We start from the raw sequence: 13,813 nt of genomic DNA on the forward strand, positions 1-13,813 counted from the left end.
TTTGATCACTCAAAGACCCGTGCCGTCTCGGATTTCGTCGCTTCTGGAAAGGTATCGGGTATGACGACCACTCGCGATCTCGACATCGTCCTGTTCGGCGCGACCGGCTTCACCGGTGGCCTGGTGGCCGAATATCTCACCGCGCACGGGCCCGACGGGCTGCGCTGGGCGATCGCGGGCCGGTCCCGGTCGAAGCTGGAGTCGGTGCGGGACTCGCTCGGTTCCGCCGAGCTCGAGATCATCGAGGCCGACGTGAACGACTCGGCCTCGCTGGCCACGCTGGCGTCCCGCGCTCGCGTCGTGATCACCACCGTCGGGCCCTACCTGGAGTTCGGCGAGCCGCTGGTCAAGGCCTGCGCCGAGGCCGGCACCGACTACGTCGACCTGACCGGAGAGCCCGAGTTCGTCGACCGGATGTTCGTGAAGTACGACGCCGTCGCCCGGGCCAACGGCTCCCGGATCGTGCACGCCTGCGGCTTCGACTCGATCCCGCACGACCTCGGCGCCCTCTACACGGTGCGCCGCCTCGCCGAGGGCGGCGAGATCACCGGGCCGCTGACGATGAAGGGTGTGGTGCGCTCCAACGCCACCTTCTCCGGTGGCACCTTCCACTCGGCGCTCGGCCAGATGTCGCGGCCCAAGGAGATGGCAGCGGCCGCGCGCCAGCGCCGGGCGCTCGAGGAGCGGCCGGTGGGACGTACGTCTCGAGCAGCGAAGCTGTCCGCCGGTCGCGACCGCGACCTGGGCTACTGGCTGCTGCCGCTGCCGACCCTCGACCCCTTCATCGTCGCGCGCTCCGGGCGGGCGATCGACGCCTACGGCCCGGCGTTCACCTACTCGCACTTCGCCGGGACCAAGACCCTGAGGTACGCCGTGGGCGGTGCCGTCGGCGTCGGCGGTCTCGCGCTGGCGATGCAGGTGCCGCCGCTGCGGGCCAGGCTCGGCGAGCGGGTCAAGCAGGGCACCGGCCCGTCCGAGCAGCGCCGCGAGAAGTCGTGGTTCACCGTCGACTTCGTCGGCGAGACCGGCGGCCGGAAGATCCACACCAAGGTCTCCGGCGGCGACCCGGGCTACACCGAGACCTCCAAGATGCTCGCCGAGTCGGCGCTGTGCCTGGCCTTCGACGACCTGCCGAAGAGCGCGGGGTCGGTCACCACCGCGGAGGCGATGGGCGACGCGCTCATCGAGCGGCTGCAGGCTGCCGGGATGCGGTTCGAGGTCGTCGGCGCGGGGTGAGGACGTGCGGTGGCCCGCAGCCGACCTGGGTCGCTGCGGGCCACCGCGTCTGCGGGGTCAGTCGACCCGAGTGACGCCCAGCTGCTTGGCGAGGAAGCCGGCGACGGCCTCGCGCTGTTCCGCGCTGCGGGCGACCGCCAGCGACATCCAGAAGACGCCGTGGGCGAGACCGTCGCTGCGGACCGTCGTCGTGTCGACACCGGCGGCGACCAGGCGGTCGGCGAACCGCTCGGCCTCGTCGCGCAGGGTGTCCATCTCGTTGGTGACGATCAGCGTCGCGGGGAGCTTCTCCAGCTCGGCGGGCTCGACGGTGTCGAGCGCCAGCCGCTGGTCGCCGATGTCTGCTGCGGTGGCGTACTGCTCACCGAACCAGGCCAGGTCGTCGAGCCCGATGACGTAGCCGCGGGCGAACTCCTGGCGCGAGGGGGTGTCGGCGGTCGGGCTCACGAGCGGGTAGACGAGGACGAGGCCGGTGAGCGGAACCGATGTCGTCGCGGCCAGAGCGGTCGCCGCGGCGAGGTTGCCGCCGGCCGAGTCGCCCACGAGCGCGATGCGCGTGGGGTCGCCCCCGTGCTCGCCGATGTGCTCGTGCACCCAGCGCAGCGCCGCCAGCGCGTCGTCGTGCGCGGACGGGAAACGATGCTCGGGTGTCCGCCGGTACGTCGCCGACACGACGATCGCGCCGGTCCGGCGCGCCAGGTCGCGGACGACCTCGTCGGCGACGGTGAGGCTGCCGCCGACGAAACCACCGCCGTGCAGGTAGACGACGACGGGCAGGCCCGGCTCCAGGCTGGGGCGGTGGATCCGCAGCTGGTGCTCGGCCGCAGGCCCGTAGGCGTGGTCCGAGGTCTGCGCCATCGGCGCCGCCGGGGCCTGCATGTCGGCGAAGGACTCCACCACCGCGCGGGCGGTCTCGACTCCCTCATCCAAGGCGACCGGGAGTGGGCGGAGACGTGCCTGTCGGACTGTCGAGACGTCGCCGACGAGCTGGGTGACGACCTCCTTCGCACGCGGACCACTGGACCGGTCTTCTGCTGCTGTTCAGCGGCCGGCTGGCGGAATCCCGAGCGGCGTACGAGCGGGCGGTGCTGACCTTCGACGCGGCCCGTGACGAGGCCGCCGCGACGACCGCACTCTTCCAGCTCGCGATGGCCGAGACGTACGCCGGGGAGCCGCAGGTCGCGCTGGAGACCTGCGAGCGGGTGCTCGCGCTGAGCGGGTCGCGCGGTGAGCGGTGGAGCCGGGCGTACGCCCTGTGGGTCGCGGGGCTCGCCCATCGCGATCTCGGTGCTGCGGACGAGGCCCGGCGAGCCGGGCGGGCGGCCCTGGAGCATCAGCGCGAGTTCGGAGACGGGATCTGCATCGCGCTGACCGTGGAGCTCCTCGCCTGGCTCGATGCCGACGCGGGCGAGCGGGACCGGGCCGCGACGCTCATGGGTGCCGCGGCCGCGGTGTGGCGCCAGCTCGGCACGGCCATCGACGCGTTCGGGCCGCACATCACAGCGGAGAGCTCCAGGATGAGCGCCCGGCTGGAGGCGGACCTGGGGGGAGGAGCGGGCTCAGGCGCTGCGGTCGGAGCGGGCCTCCGTGAGCAAGCACGACGCCGTCTGCCTCGCTCTCGACGGCGAGGTGCCCGAACGCGGCGACACCGGCGAGTCCGTCCGGCTCACGCCCCGTGAGCGCGAGGTCGCCCAGCTCATCTGCGACGGACTGAGCAACCGGGCGATCGCCGAGCGGCTCGTGATCTCGGTCCGCACCGTCGACGGCCACGTCGAGCGGATGCTCGCCAAGCTGGAGGTCAGGTCGCGTACGCAGATCGCGACCTGGGTGCTCTCTCGCTCCTGAGGCTCGCAAGGAGCGCAGGTCACGGCGGAGGGCTGCTTCGTGGTGCCCCAGGCAAGAGTCGAACTTGCGACCTTTCGCTTAGGAGGCGGCTGCTCTATCCACTGAGCTACTGGGGCATTCGCGGATATCTTGCCACGATGACAGGTGATACTACGGTTTGGGGTTCGAACCTGCGAGGGGCCAAACTTGTGGCCCTCGCGTAGGTTGAGTCACCGTCGACTCAACCCGATCCCCCCAATTCCAAGCGACGAGTGACGGTGATCTATGGCAGGCCCCTCCATGCCTCCCCGACGTGGGGGACAGGACTCAGGCTCGGGCGTGTCCGGATTCGAGTGGATGTACGGCGGCGCTGACGAGCCTGGTGGCGATGAGTCTGGGGGGACTCGTGCTGCCCGCGGGGCTCGTGCCGCGGACGTCCCGACCGACCAGCCGTCGGCCGAGTCCGGTGGTGGGCGGCGCGCTGCGCGTCCGCAGTCCGAGTTCGTCTCGCCGCCGCCTCCGGGTCCCGCATCGCCGGGTCCTGCCGTTCCTGGTCCTGCCTCGCCGGGCGGCGGCCGCCGGGCCGCGCGTCCGGCTCACCGGGAGCCGGTGCTGCCGGAGTCACCCATCGCCGAGCCGCCACGGGCGGAGCCGGTTCACGACGAGCCGACCCAGGTGGCGCCGCGGCGCGCGGAGCCTGCGCGTCCCGAGCCTGCGCGCCCGGAGCCTCCCATCCGTCGCGAGCCGACCCGTGCCGAGCGCTTCCAGGCGATGGCCCGGGGCAACGAGAACGCCACACCCGCGCCGCCCGTCCCTGGGGAGTGGAGCGACCCGGACGCCACGGCGGTGGCCCCGCCGCTGCGCGAGAAGCCGCTCCCGTCCCGACACGCCGCTCCGCCGGCGCCAGCGCCCCCTGTCGAGGAGACCGCCCTCGCGCCCGCGCAGGAGTGGTATCGCCAGGAGCCCGTGCCGGGTCCCACCCCGAAGGCACCTGACCAGCAGTTCGCCCCCTCCGCGGCGCGCGAGTTCGACTGGAACGACCCTGCCGCGGCCTCGGGCCGCCCCGTGCCCGACGACCGCCCTCGCGGCCGCACCGGTTCGCGCGACGAGCTCCACGAAGCCCGCCACGAGGCCTATCCCGCCCCGGACCGCCGGGGTGCTGCGTACGCCTCGGGTTATGACGACGAGCCCTACGACGACTTCCCGCCGCAGGATGACTACCCCGATGCGTACGCTCCCTACCCGGGCCCCGACGAGCGCAAGAAGTCGGGGGTCAGCGTCTGGCAGATCCTCGGGTCGACGCTGCTCGTCCTGGCGCTCATCGTCGGCCTGTTCACCGTCTACACCTACCGATCTCTGACCAGCAACATCGACACCGTCAGCCTCGGCGAGGACGCTGCAGACATCGGACCGAAGGAACCGATCAACATCCTTGTGATGGGTTCTGACAGCCGTGATTGCGACGGATGCGGTCTTGACGGGGAGAGCGGGGGTGGTTCCGACACCACGATCCTCTTGCACCTCTCCGCGAACCGAGAGTTCGCCTACGGCGTCTCGATCCCGCGCGACACGATGGTCAACCGGCCCTCGTGCAAGTCCGAGAAGGGGAAGACCGCGGCGGCCGACTATGTGCAGTGGAACGCTGCATACGCCACAGCGGGTCCGACCTGCACGGTCGAGCAGGTCGAGTCCGTGGCTGACGAGATGTGCGGCGCGAAGTGCGACATCACGATCAACCATCTCGTGGTGGTCGACTTCGGCAGCTTCAAGGGGATGGTCGATGCCATCGATGGCGTCGATGTCTGTCTTCCCGAGCCCGTCGAGGACAAGTTCACCGGCGCCAAGTTCAAGTCCGGGCCTCAGACGCTGAACGGCAAGAAGGCCCTTCAGTACGTCCGGATGCGTCACGTCTTCGGGGACGGCAGCGACTTGCTGCGAGCCAAGCGCCAGCAGGCATTCATCGGCTCGATGGCCGCGAAGCTGCTCTCGGGAGACACGTTGTCGAGCCCTAGGAAGGTGCTCAGCTTCTTGAACGCTGCGACCAAGGGCCTGACGATGGACGAGGCACTCAAGGACAACCTCGACACGATGGCCAAGATCGGCGCAGGGTTCCAGAGCATCGGAATGGAGAACATCAAGTTCCTCACCATTCCCGTGGCGACGGATCCGCAGAATGCCAACCGCGTCGTCCTCGACGAGGAGAAGGCCAAGAACGTCTGGAAGGCCATCGCGAACGACAAGCCGCTGACCAAGAAGATCGCGGCGGGTTCGCTGGATGCCGGCCAGGCATCGGGCGGCAAGGGCAAGAAGTCCGAGAAGTCGGAAGAGGGCGCAGACGACGGCGAGACCGCCGGCGTCGAGCCCACGGATGAAGCGTCGTCAGAAGGCTCCTCGGAGGATGCGTCGGGCAGTGCCAGCAACGGTGCGACCGAGGAAGAGCTGGCCGAGATCGCTGAGCAGGCCAAGGCGGAGCGCGAGCGCGCAGGACTGTGCTGATGGCCGAGGACGAAACACCGGAGACGACAGGGGCTGCGGGCTCGAAAGAGTCGAAGGAGCCCGAGTGGAAGCGCAAGCAGCGGCTGGCGCGGATCTTCGGTGACGTGCTCCCCGAGACGACCCAGGACGAGCGTGAGCCGGACTCGGAGTCGGGGGAGTCGGCCTCCGACCGCTGGCTGAAATCGCAGGTGCCGCCTCACCACGGTGGGTGAGACGGCACCTGAGCGAGCGGATCAGCGAGCGGCGAGGCTGTCGCGGATCTGCTTGAGGATGTCGAGCTCGGTCTCGCCCGGGTCGGGGTCCGGGAAGTAGCGCTCCTTGGCAGCGGTGTAGGGCTTCACGATGAGGAAGTAGACGACCGCAGCCAGGATGACGAAGGCGATGACCGCGGTCAGCCAGGCGCCGAGGCTGACGCCGCCCGGCTCGTAGTTGGAGAAGTCCGGCGTGCCGCCGATCTTGCCGACCAGGTCCATGATGACGTCGACGGTCGCCGTCACGACGGTGGCGAACGCGCCACCGATGATGAAGGCGACCGCGAGACTGACCAGGTCGCCTTGGAGCAGGAATTTCTTGAAACCGGCCATTTCTAGCCCTCCTGTAACTCGATGTGTGAGGTGAGGGAGACCTGGGGCTGGCGGGTGACGGCCGTCAGTACGCGAAGGTGAGATAACCGCTCACCCCAGCGGACGTGACGTCCTCGACGCTGCTCGCGGCTACTCCGACGATGACCAGGCGTCCCGCCGAAGTGTCCGTGACGCCAGACCCCTCGGTCTTTCCTTGTGTCAAAGAATCATCGCCGCTACGCCGCGCGGCTTGAGGGAGGCTGAGGATCAGCGTGTCGGTGGTGACCTGGGCGGTCTCGGCGGTGGCGGGGTCGGTCGCGTAGAGGTCGACGGTGTCGCCGACGTGGAGCAGCTCGGCCATCGTGGCGTCGGGGAGCCGGACCGGGACGGCCACCAGGTCGGGATGACCATCGGTCATGCTCGGCCCCACGAGACGTACGTCGGTGACCGGCTCGCCGCGCCGCAGCGGCGCCGCGAGCCGCTCACCGAGCGGCGCCTCGGCGAGGTCGGCGGGTACGCCGGCAGGGTCGGTCTCGACGTCGGTGAGGTCGGCGGCGGTGAGGACCGTGCCGACCGGCAGATCTCGGGCGGCGACCGCCATCGTCGAGGTGTCGGGTGGGTCCGGCCGGGTGGCCGAGAGACCGATCGCGACCGCGGTGGCGGTCAGCAGGAACGCCAGCAGGCGTCGGTGGGCGAGCACCCCGCGGCGTACGCGGCGGGTGAAGGACGTGATTCGAGTGAGCATGCGGGCACGCTAAGCCGTGCCCGCGGATCCCGCATCTCGCTATCCACAGCCCATCGGGACTCTGTGGATGATCCTGTGGATAACCGCCCGGGCCGGGCGGGAGTCAGTGGATCAGTCCGAGGAGCCGGAGGCTGCGGGCGCCGGGGTCGACGAGCTCGAGGACGACGTCGACGACGTGGTCGAGGAGCTGGAGGAGCTCGACGAGGACGAGCCGGAGCGCGAGTCGGTGCGGTAGAAGCCCGACCCCTTGAAGACGACGCCCGCTGCGCTGAAGACCTTGCGCAGCTTGCCGCTGCACTCGGGGCACTCCGTCAGCGAGGCGTCGCTGAAGCTCTGGAACTGATCGAAGGCGTGGCCGCACTCGGTGCAGGCGTACTGGTAGGTGGGCACGTTTCTCCTAGAACAGAATCTGGCACTCGACAGGCGCGACTGCCAATATTAGCGAACGCCTAGGAGAAGCGCTGCATTCCCTCCGCGCTCGCGGCCGCGGACACGGCCCGGTCGTGAGCCTCGACGGGCACCGGGACCCCGATCTCCCACGGGTAGAGGAGCGCGCAGGTGAGCGTGCCGGCCGGCACCCGGGCCAGGATCCGGTCGTAGGAGCCACCGCCCCGTCCCATCCGGTGCCCGTGGTCGTCGACGGCCAGGCCGGGGACGAGCACGACGTCGGCGCCGGCCACCGCGGAGACCCCCAGCCGCTCGCCGCTCGGCTCCAGCAGCCCACGCGGTGCTCGCACCAGGTCACCGTCGTAGGCCGCCCAGTCGAGGTCGTTGTCCGGCAGCAGGCACGGCAGCAGGATGCGCTTGCCCGCGGCGTCGAGCTCGTCGATGAGCGGTCCGGTGCCCGGTTCGGTGCCGATCGAGACGTACAGAGCGACGGTCGCGGCGCTGCGTACCTCGGGGACCTCGGTGACCACCTGAGCGAGCGAACGCGCCAGCGAACCGAGCTCGGGGAGGCCGATGCGGCCCCGCCTGGTGAGCAGCTGGTCACGTAGGGCAGTCTTGCGTGCCACGAAGTCAGCGGGGGCTGGACCATCAGAACCCGGAGGGGTGTGTGAACCCGTCACGACGACAGCCTAGGCTTTCCTTCATGGGTAGCCCAGGTTTGGCCAAGGCAATGGCGAAGATGCGCGATGCCGGCGTCGACGACGTCGCGGTGCAGACGTTCGCACATTACTACCGCCAGCTCGAGCACGGCGAGACCGGGATGATCCCGGAGGAGACCATCGAGCCGGTCGACATCCCGTCGATCAACGACGCGGAGGTCAGCGACGAAGAGGCGCACGACGCCATCTCCACCACTGCGGTGATCAAGCTCAACGGCGGCCTCGGCACCTCGATGGGCATGGACCGGGCGAAGTCCCTGCTGTGCGTACGCAAGGGCCTGAGCTTCCTGGACGTGATCGCCCGGCAGATCCTGCACATGCGCGAGAAGTACGACGTACGCCTCCCGCTGCTGCTGATGAACTCCTTCCGCACCTCCGAGGACAGCCTGGCCGCGCTCGAGCGCTACCACGACCTGCCGGTCGAGGGGCTGCCGCTGGAGTTCCTGCAGAACCGTGAGCCGCGCCTGCTCGCCGACGACCTGACCCCGGTCGAGTGGCCCAAGGACCCCGAGCTCGAGTGGTGCCCGCCGGGCCACGGCGACATCTACACCGCGCTGCTCGACACCGGCCTCCTCGACCTGCTCATCGAGCAGGGCTACGAGCGGGTCTTCGTCTCCAACTCCGACAACCTCGGCGCCGTCCCCGACGAGAAGGTCGCCGGCTGGTTCGCGAAGAGCGGTGCGCCCTTCGCGATCGAGGCCGTACGCCGCACCCCGAGCGACCGCAAGGGCGGTCACTTCGCGCGCCGGAAGTCCGACGGCCGCCTGATCCTGCGTGAGACCGCGCAGACCCTCGACGAGGACAAGGTCACGCTGCAGGACCTCAACCGTCACAAGTACTGCTCGACCAACAACATCTGGTTCGACCTGAAGGCGCTCAAGCGGGTCCTCGCCGAGCGCGACGGGATCCTCGGCCTGCCGCTGATCCGCAACGAGAAGACCGTCGACCCCGCTGACCCGAAGACGCCGAAGGTCATCCAGATCGAGACCGCCATGGGCGCCGCGATCGAGGTCTTCGAGGGCTCCCAGCTGATCGAGGTCGGTCGGGAGCGGTTCGTGCCGGTCAAGACGACCAACGACCTGCTCGTCCTCCGCTCCGACGTCTACGACATCAGCGACGGCTTCGTCCTCGACCAGGTCGCTGACCAGGTGCCGTTCATCGACCTCGACAGCGACTACTACAAGTACGTCGCCAACTTCGACGAGCGCTTCCCCGAGGGTGCCCCGTCTCTGCGCCAGGCCTCCTCGCTGACCGTCAACGGCGACTGGACCTTCGGCAAGGGGGTCCAGGTCATCGGCGCGGTCTCGCTCGACGGCGCCGACGCCGAGCGCGTCGAGCCCGCGACCGTGCTGTCCGAGTGACCAACGGCTGATCCACAACAGGCGGGATCGCTCCGCGGAGCGATCCCGCCTGTGTGATCGTTCGACCATGCGGCTGCCGAAACTCATCGCCCTGGTCAGCATGGTCCTGATCGGGATCGTGCTGTTCGGCGGCTTGTGGGCCTTCGGGGTCGGCTCCCAGGAGACGAAGGACGAGGCCGCCGCGCTGGAGGCGCTGCGTACGGCCCCGGAGTGCGAGTCGCTCCCGGAGAAGCCGGCTTCGTGCGCCTGGACCGGTGAGCTCGAGTACGTCGGCTCCGAGCGTCACGGGGGAGGCCGCGGTGGCTACTGGTACTCGATCGACCTCCGCGAGACGCAGCCCGGTCGGGACGGAGGACCCGGATTCATCCACACCGTCGAGGTGTCCGACCTCGACGACTTCGAGGGTCTGACCTATAAGGACCCGGTCACCGCGACCCTGTGGCGCGGCCAGATCGTGGAGGTCCGGCTCCACGGCCAGGACCTGCCCACCTGGCACCACCCGGTCGAGGTGCCGGAGCCGTTGACCGAGACGCAGCGTACGGTCGTCCTGGTCCTCGGCGGTGGCGCCGTCGTGGCCGGTGGTCTGCTGCCGTATCTCCAGTCCCGCAGGGCGAAGGCGGCCGCACGAAATCGGATCGCGGGCGGCTAGTGTTTCCGGGGTGACGCCCCAGGAATATCGCCAACGCATCCTCGACGACATCGAGCCGATGCCGGCCTACCCGCAGCCGCTCATGGACTGCCTCGGACTCGCGGTCGCCGAGGACATCCATGCCGAGGTCGCCCTGCCGGGCTTCGACAACTCCTCGATGGACGGCTACGCGGTCCGCTACGCCGATGTCGCGACGGCTTCGGCGGAGGCGCCGGTGCGGCTGCCGGTGCTCGGTGAGATCGGTGCCGGCCAGGCCTCGCTGCTCGCGCTGCCGCCGGGTGCGGCGGCGAAGATCATGACCGGTGCGCCGCTGCCGACCGGGGCCGACACGGTCGTGCCCTACGAGTGGACCGACCGTGGCGTCGCCGAGGTCGAGATCCGGCAGACGCCGGAGGAGGCCCAGCACGTCCGCTACGCGGGTGAGGACGTCGCCAAGGGTGACCTGCTCATCCCAGCCGGCACGGTGCTCAACCCGCGCCACCTCGGGCTGATCGCCTCCGTCGGGCGTGCTCAGGTGGCGGTGCGTCCGCGTCCGCGGGTCGTGGTGCTCTCGACCGGCACCGAGCTCCGTGAGCCCGGCGAGGCGCTCGGCCACGACTCGATCTACGACGGCAACTCCTTCCTCCTCGCCGCGGCCGCCCGCAAGGCCGGCGCGATCGCCTACCGGGTCGGGATCGTGCCCGACGAGCCGCGGTCCTTCATGGCCGCGCTCTCCGACCAGCTCGTCCGTGCCGACCTGGTGGTCACCTCCGGGGGCGTATCGATGGGTGACTACGACGTGGTCAAGGAGGCGCTGACCCCCGAAGGAGTCTGGTTCGGGCGAGTGAGCATGCAGCCGGGCAAGCCCCAGGGCTACGGCCGGGTCGGCGACGAGCAGGTGCCGGTCGTGTGCCTGCCCGGCAACCCGGTCTCCTCGTTCGTCTCCTTCGAGCTCTTCGTGCTCCCGGCCGTACGCCGCCTGATGGGTATGACTCCCGAGGCCCGCCCCGTACGCAGGGCCACCCTCACCCACCCGGTGCGCTCGCCGCAGGGCAAGGAGCAGTATCTGCGCGGCTGGTACGACGGCTCGCGTGCCGGCGTCTCGCCGATCGGCGGCCCCGGGTCCCACCTCATCGGTGATCTCGCCGGGGCCAACTGCCTGATCGTCATCCCGCCGGAGACCACCTCGCTCGACAAGGACGCCGAGGTGGACGTGATCGAGCTGGACGGAGAGTTCTGATGAGCGAGAGCGAGCCGCGGCTCACCCACGTCGACGAGACCGGCGCCGCCCGGATGGTCGACGTCTCCGAGAAGGCGGTCACGACCCGCACCGCGACCGCGACCGGACGGGTGCTCGTCGCAGCAGAGGTCATCGAGCTGCTCCGCGGCGAGGGCGTACCCAAGGGTGACGCGCTCGCCGTCGCCCGGATCGCCGGGATCATGGGGGCCAAGAAGACGCCGGAGCTGATCCCGTTGTGCCACCCGCTGGCCATCTCGGGGGTCACGGTCGAGCTGAGCGTCTCCGACGATGCGGTCGAGATCTCCGCGACGGTGAAGACGACCGACCGCACCGGTGTGGAGATGGAGGCGCTGACCGCCGTATCCGTTGCCGGCCTGACCGTCGTCGACATGGTCAAGGCGGTCGACAAGAGAGCGGTCATCACCGATGTCCGGGTCGAGACGAAGACCGGCGGAAAGTCCGGGACGTTCCAGCGATGAGCCTGAAAGCGACCGTCGTCGTCGCCTCCAACCGTGCCTCTGCCGGTGTCTACGAGGACACCACCGGACCCCTTCTCGTCGCCTTTCTGGAAGAGCTCGGCTTCGAGGTCGGTGCCCCCGAGGTCCTACCCGACGGCGACCCGGTCGGCGCCGCGATCGCGCGAGCCGCGGAGGAGGGTGCCCGGGTCGTCCTGACCACCGGTGGCACGGGTCTGACCCCGACCGACCGGACGCCCGAGGTGACACGTCCGCTCCTCGACCGAGAGATCCCCGGCATCGCCGAGGGCATCCGGGCCGCCGGAGTGGCGAAGGGGATCCCGACAGCGCTACTGTCCCGCGGTCTGGCCGGTCAGATCGGAGCATGCGTGGTGGTCAACCTTCCCGGGTCCCGGGGCGGCGTGAAGGATGCGATCGACGTGTTGCGTCCGGTGCTGCCCCATGCGGTGGAGCAGTCCGTCGGGAGCGACCACCGGTGACCGACCCGGGCTGGCCCGCCGTCCTCTCCCACGGCGCGGTGACCGTACGTCCTCTTGACCGCACCGACGCCAAGGCATGGACCGAGGCGCGCCGCCGGTCGGCGGAATGGCTGCACCAGTGGGACGCGACGGTGCCGCCGGGATCGGCTGTTCGACCCACGACTTTCGTCAGTCTCGTACGCCGACTTCGGCGGCAGGCCAAACGTGGCGTCACCTATCCATTTGCGATCGATGTCGACGGTTTTTTCGCCGGGCAGATCACGGTGAACAACATCGTTCGCGGTTCGGCTCAGTTCGCCTCGATCGGCTACTGGATCGACCAGAGATTCGCCGGACGCGGCGTGATGCCGCTGGCCGTCGCCCTGGTCATCGACCACTGTTTCACCGCCGCACGGCTGCATCGCATCGAGATCTGCATCCGCCCGGAGAACTCCAACTCGCTGCGCGTCGTGGAGAAACTCGGCATCGACGAGATCGGTTATGCGCCCCGATTCCTGCATATCGACGGCGCCTGGCGAGACCACCGAATCTTCGCGATAACGGTTGAAGAATGTCACCAAGGAATGCTGGCCAGACTGGGTTTGTCACCCGAATGAGTCATTGACTTGGGCGTGTCTCGCCGAAATCACACAAGTCACACGCGACACACCACAGCACATCCGCCTACGGGCTGGTAATCGCTCCTACGCTTCTTGACGTGGACCCGAGCGCACTCATCTTCGTCGCCCTCGCCGTGGCGTGGGCGGTGTACTTGGTGCCCAAGGCGCTCGAACAGACCTCCACTGCCGAGGACGGGACCAAGAGCCGGGCCAGCGCCGCCATCTCGAAATCCCGCAGGATCCTCGCACGACGCGAGGCCACCGGCAAAGACTCCACCGACCTGGTGACGGAGAAGGGCTCGAAGAAGTCCGAGGCCGACGACGAGGCGGTCCCGGAGCCTGCTCCACGGCCCGTGCCGATGGCCGTACGCCGCCGCGCGGCCCGCACCGCGGCCCGTCGCCGCAGCATCGTGCTGGGAGTCCTGCTCCTGGGACTGGCCGTCGTCGGAGCCCTCGCTGGCTTCGGCGTCCTCGGGCCGGTCTGGATTGCGATCCCGGCCGGCCTTGTTGTCGCATGGCTGGTCACCTGCCGCCTCAGCGTCCGCCACCAGCGGGAGGTCTGGGCCCGGATCCCGTTCCCCGAGGACGTCGTCGAGCCGGAGCCGGCCCCCGTCGCCCCGCCCCGGGTCACCTTCGACATCGACCAGGACACCGGCGACCTGGTGGCCGTGGTCGAGCACGACGACACCGGCGAGCAGGAGCTCCCCGAGGGCGCCTGGAAGCCGGTCGAGACCCCGCTGCCGACGTACGTCTCCAAGGACTCCGCCCCGCGCCGCACCGTCCGCACCATCGACCTCGACGCCACCGGCGTGTGGAGCTCCGGCCGCAACGCCGCCGACTCCGAGCTCGTCCGCCAGGCCGAAGAGGCCGAGCGCGCCGCGGCCGAGGCCGCCGAAGCCGCCCGCAACCGCGCCACGGGCTCCTGAACCCCTCCTGATTCGGCGACAGCCGCGACGAGGTGCTAACGTTTCTCATCGCTTGGGGCTGTGGCGCAGTTGGTAGCGCGTCTCGTTCGCAATGAGAAGGCCAGGGGTTCGAATCCCCTCAGCTCCACAAGTAG

Annotated in this window: 17 protein-coding genes and 2 tRNA genes; 13 read left to right on the forward strand and 6 right to left on the reverse strand. The window is 69.7% G+C overall.

Translation table 11 applies throughout. The annotated features are described in order from the left end of the window. The first annotated feature begins 60 nt into the window (after positions 1-60). Positions 61-1,236, forward strand: coding sequence for a saccharopine dehydrogenase family protein (locus tag IEY81_RS20415; protein WP_189120332.1), 1,176 nt, complete (start codon positions 61-63; stop codon positions 1,234-1,236). A 57-nt stretch (positions 1,237-1,293) separates the two neighbouring features. On the opposite strand, the gene IEY81_RS20420 is transcribed toward IEY81_RS20415, so the two are convergent. After that, complete coding sequence (locus tag IEY81_RS20420; RefSeq protein ID WP_189120333.1) at positions 1,294-2,166, reverse strand: alpha/beta hydrolase; 873 nt, start codon at positions 2,164-2,166, stop codon at positions 1,294-1,296. Positions 2,167-2,321: 155 nt separating this feature from the next. On the opposite strand from IEY81_RS20420, the gene IEY81_RS20425 reads away from it, so the two are divergent. Together IEY81_RS20425 and IEY81_RS20430 are read left to right on the forward strand one after the other, a co-directional pair. Next, positions 2,322-2,915: a hypothetical protein gene (locus IEY81_RS20425; RefSeq protein WP_189120334.1), complete on the forward strand. Its 594-nt coding sequence runs from the start codon at positions 2,322-2,324 to the stop codon at positions 2,913-2,915. Then, positions 2,866-3,081, forward strand: coding sequence for a response regulator transcription factor (locus IEY81_RS20430; RefSeq protein ID WP_229788029.1), 216 nt, complete (start codon positions 2,866-2,868; stop codon positions 3,079-3,081). The genes IEY81_RS20425 and IEY81_RS20430 overlap by 50 nt, the downstream gene beginning before the upstream one ends. 40 nt (positions 3,082-3,121) lie before the next feature. On the opposite strand, the gene IEY81_RS20435 is transcribed toward IEY81_RS20430, so the two are convergent. Then, a tRNA-Arg gene (locus tag IEY81_RS20435) sits at positions 3,122-3,197 on the reverse strand. Positions 3,198-3,399: 202 nt separating this feature from the next. Here IEY81_RS20435 and IEY81_RS20440 point away from each other — a divergent pair. Both IEY81_RS20440 and IEY81_RS20445 read left to right on the forward strand, forming a co-directional pair. Further along, positions 3,400-5,556 carry an LCP family protein gene (locus tag IEY81_RS20440; protein ID WP_189120335.1) on the forward strand — a complete coding sequence of 719 codons (2,157 nt, stop codon included), beginning with the start codon at positions 3,400-3,402 and terminating at the stop codon, positions 5,554-5,556. Further along, positions 5,556-5,768: a hypothetical protein gene (locus IEY81_RS20445; RefSeq protein ID WP_189120336.1), complete on the forward strand. Its 213-nt coding sequence runs from the start codon at positions 5,556-5,558 to the stop codon at positions 5,766-5,768. The genes IEY81_RS20440 and IEY81_RS20445 overlap by 1 nt, the downstream gene beginning before the upstream one ends. A gap of 21 nt (positions 5,769-5,789) precedes the next feature. Here IEY81_RS20445 and IEY81_RS20450 read toward each other — a convergent pair whose 3' ends face one another. From IEY81_RS20450 to IEY81_RS20465, 4 genes are all read right to left on the reverse strand, one after another. Beyond that, positions 5,790-6,140 carry an MscL family protein gene (locus tag IEY81_RS20450; protein ID WP_189120337.1) on the reverse strand — a complete coding sequence of 117 codons (351 nt, stop codon included), beginning with the start codon at positions 6,138-6,140 and terminating at the stop codon, positions 5,790-5,792. Positions 6,141-6,204: 64 nt separating this feature from the next. Next, entirely contained in the window at positions 6,205-6,864 is a 660-nt protein-coding gene (locus IEY81_RS20455) for an SAF domain-containing protein (protein WP_189120338.1), read from the reverse strand. Between the two features lie 111 nt (positions 6,865-6,975). Beyond that, positions 6,976-7,254 carry an FmdB family zinc ribbon protein gene (locus tag IEY81_RS20460; protein ID WP_189120339.1) on the reverse strand — a complete coding sequence of 93 codons (279 nt, stop codon included), beginning with the start codon at positions 7,252-7,254 and terminating at the stop codon, positions 6,976-6,978. Between the two features lie 59 nt (positions 7,255-7,313). Continuing rightward, positions 7,314-7,877 (reverse strand): 5-formyltetrahydrofolate cyclo-ligase, encoded by a 564-nt coding sequence (locus IEY81_RS20465; protein WP_189120340.1) that lies wholly within the window; start codon positions 7,875-7,877, stop codon positions 7,314-7,316. 77 nt (positions 7,878-7,954) lie between these two features. On the opposite strand from IEY81_RS20465, the gene IEY81_RS20470 reads away from it, so the two are divergent. From IEY81_RS20470 to IEY81_RS20505, 8 genes are all read left to right on the forward strand, one after another. Next, positions 7,955-9,331 (forward strand): UTP--glucose-1-phosphate uridylyltransferase, encoded by a 1,377-nt coding sequence (locus IEY81_RS20470; RefSeq protein ID WP_189120341.1) that lies wholly within the window; start codon positions 7,955-7,957, stop codon positions 9,329-9,331. A 67-nt stretch (positions 9,332-9,398) separates the two neighbouring features. After that, positions 9,399-9,980: a hypothetical protein gene (locus IEY81_RS20475; protein ID WP_189120342.1), complete on the forward strand. Its 582-nt coding sequence runs from the start codon at positions 9,399-9,401 to the stop codon at positions 9,978-9,980. A 10-nt stretch (positions 9,981-9,990) separates the two neighbouring features. Continuing rightward, complete coding sequence (glp, locus tag IEY81_RS20480) at positions 9,991-11,199, forward strand: molybdotransferase-like divisome protein Glp (protein ID WP_189120343.1); 1,209 nt, start codon at positions 9,991-9,993, stop codon at positions 11,197-11,199. Beyond that, complete coding sequence (moaC, locus tag IEY81_RS20485; protein ID WP_189120344.1) at positions 11,199-11,678, forward strand: cyclic pyranopterin monophosphate synthase MoaC; 480 nt, start codon at positions 11,199-11,201, stop codon at positions 11,676-11,678. The genes glp and moaC overlap by 1 nt, the downstream gene beginning before the upstream one ends. Further along, positions 11,675-12,154, forward strand: coding sequence for a MogA/MoaB family molybdenum cofactor biosynthesis protein (locus IEY81_RS20490; RefSeq protein ID WP_189120345.1), 480 nt, complete (start codon positions 11,675-11,677; stop codon positions 12,152-12,154). Before moaC ends, IEY81_RS20490 begins: the two co-directional genes overlap by 4 nt. Further along, positions 12,151-12,750 carry a GNAT family N-acetyltransferase gene (locus tag IEY81_RS20495; RefSeq protein ID WP_189120346.1) on the forward strand — a complete coding sequence of 200 codons (600 nt, stop codon included), beginning with the start codon at positions 12,151-12,153 and terminating at the stop codon, positions 12,748-12,750. Before IEY81_RS20490 ends, IEY81_RS20495 begins: the two co-directional genes overlap by 4 nt. A 101-nt stretch (positions 12,751-12,851) precedes the next feature. Further along, the gene (sepX, locus tag IEY81_RS20500; protein WP_189120347.1) at positions 12,852-13,679 is read left to right on the forward strand and encodes a divisome protein SepX/GlpR; all 828 of its coding nucleotides are present in this window, start codon (positions 12,852-12,854) and stop codon (positions 13,677-13,679) included. A 54-nt stretch (positions 13,680-13,733) separates the two neighbouring features. Continuing rightward, positions 13,734-13,806 (forward strand) — tRNA-Ala (locus tag IEY81_RS20505). The last annotated feature ends 7 nt before the right edge of the window (positions 13,807-13,813 follow it).

The sequence above is a fragment of the Nocardioides luteus genome (assembly GCF_014648595.1).
Lineage (GTDB): Bacteria > Actinomycetota > Actinomycetes > Propionibacteriales > Nocardioidaceae > Nocardioides > Nocardioides luteus.

Coding starts and splice junctions, on each gene's coding strand:
- IEY81_RS20415 (WP_189120332.1), top strand. CDS start 61: ATGACGACCACTCGCGATCTCGACATCGTCCTGTTCGGCGCGACCGGC.
- IEY81_RS20445 (WP_189120336.1), top strand. CDS start 5,556: ATGGCCGAGGACGAAACACCGGAGACGACAGGGGCTGCGGGCTCGAAA.
- IEY81_RS20450 (WP_189120337.1), bottom strand. CDS start 6,140: ATGGCCGGTTTCAAGAAATTCCTGCTCCAAGGCGACCTGGTCAGTCTC.
- IEY81_RS20455 (WP_189120338.1), bottom strand. CDS start 6,864: ATGCTCACTCGAATCACGTCCTTCACCCGCCGCGTACGCCGCGGGGTG.
- IEY81_RS20470 (WP_189120341.1), top strand. CDS start 7,955: ATGGGTAGCCCAGGTTTGGCCAAGGCAATGGCGAAGATGCGCGATGCC.
- IEY81_RS20475 (WP_189120342.1), top strand. CDS start 9,399: ATGCGGCTGCCGAAACTCATCGCCCTGGTCAGCATGGTCCTGATCGGG.
- moaC (WP_189120344.1), top strand. CDS start 11,199: ATGAGCGAGAGCGAGCCGCGGCTCACCCACGTCGACGAGACCGGCGCC.
- IEY81_RS20490 (WP_189120345.1), top strand. CDS start 11,675: ATGAGCCTGAAAGCGACCGTCGTCGTCGCCTCCAACCGTGCCTCTGCC.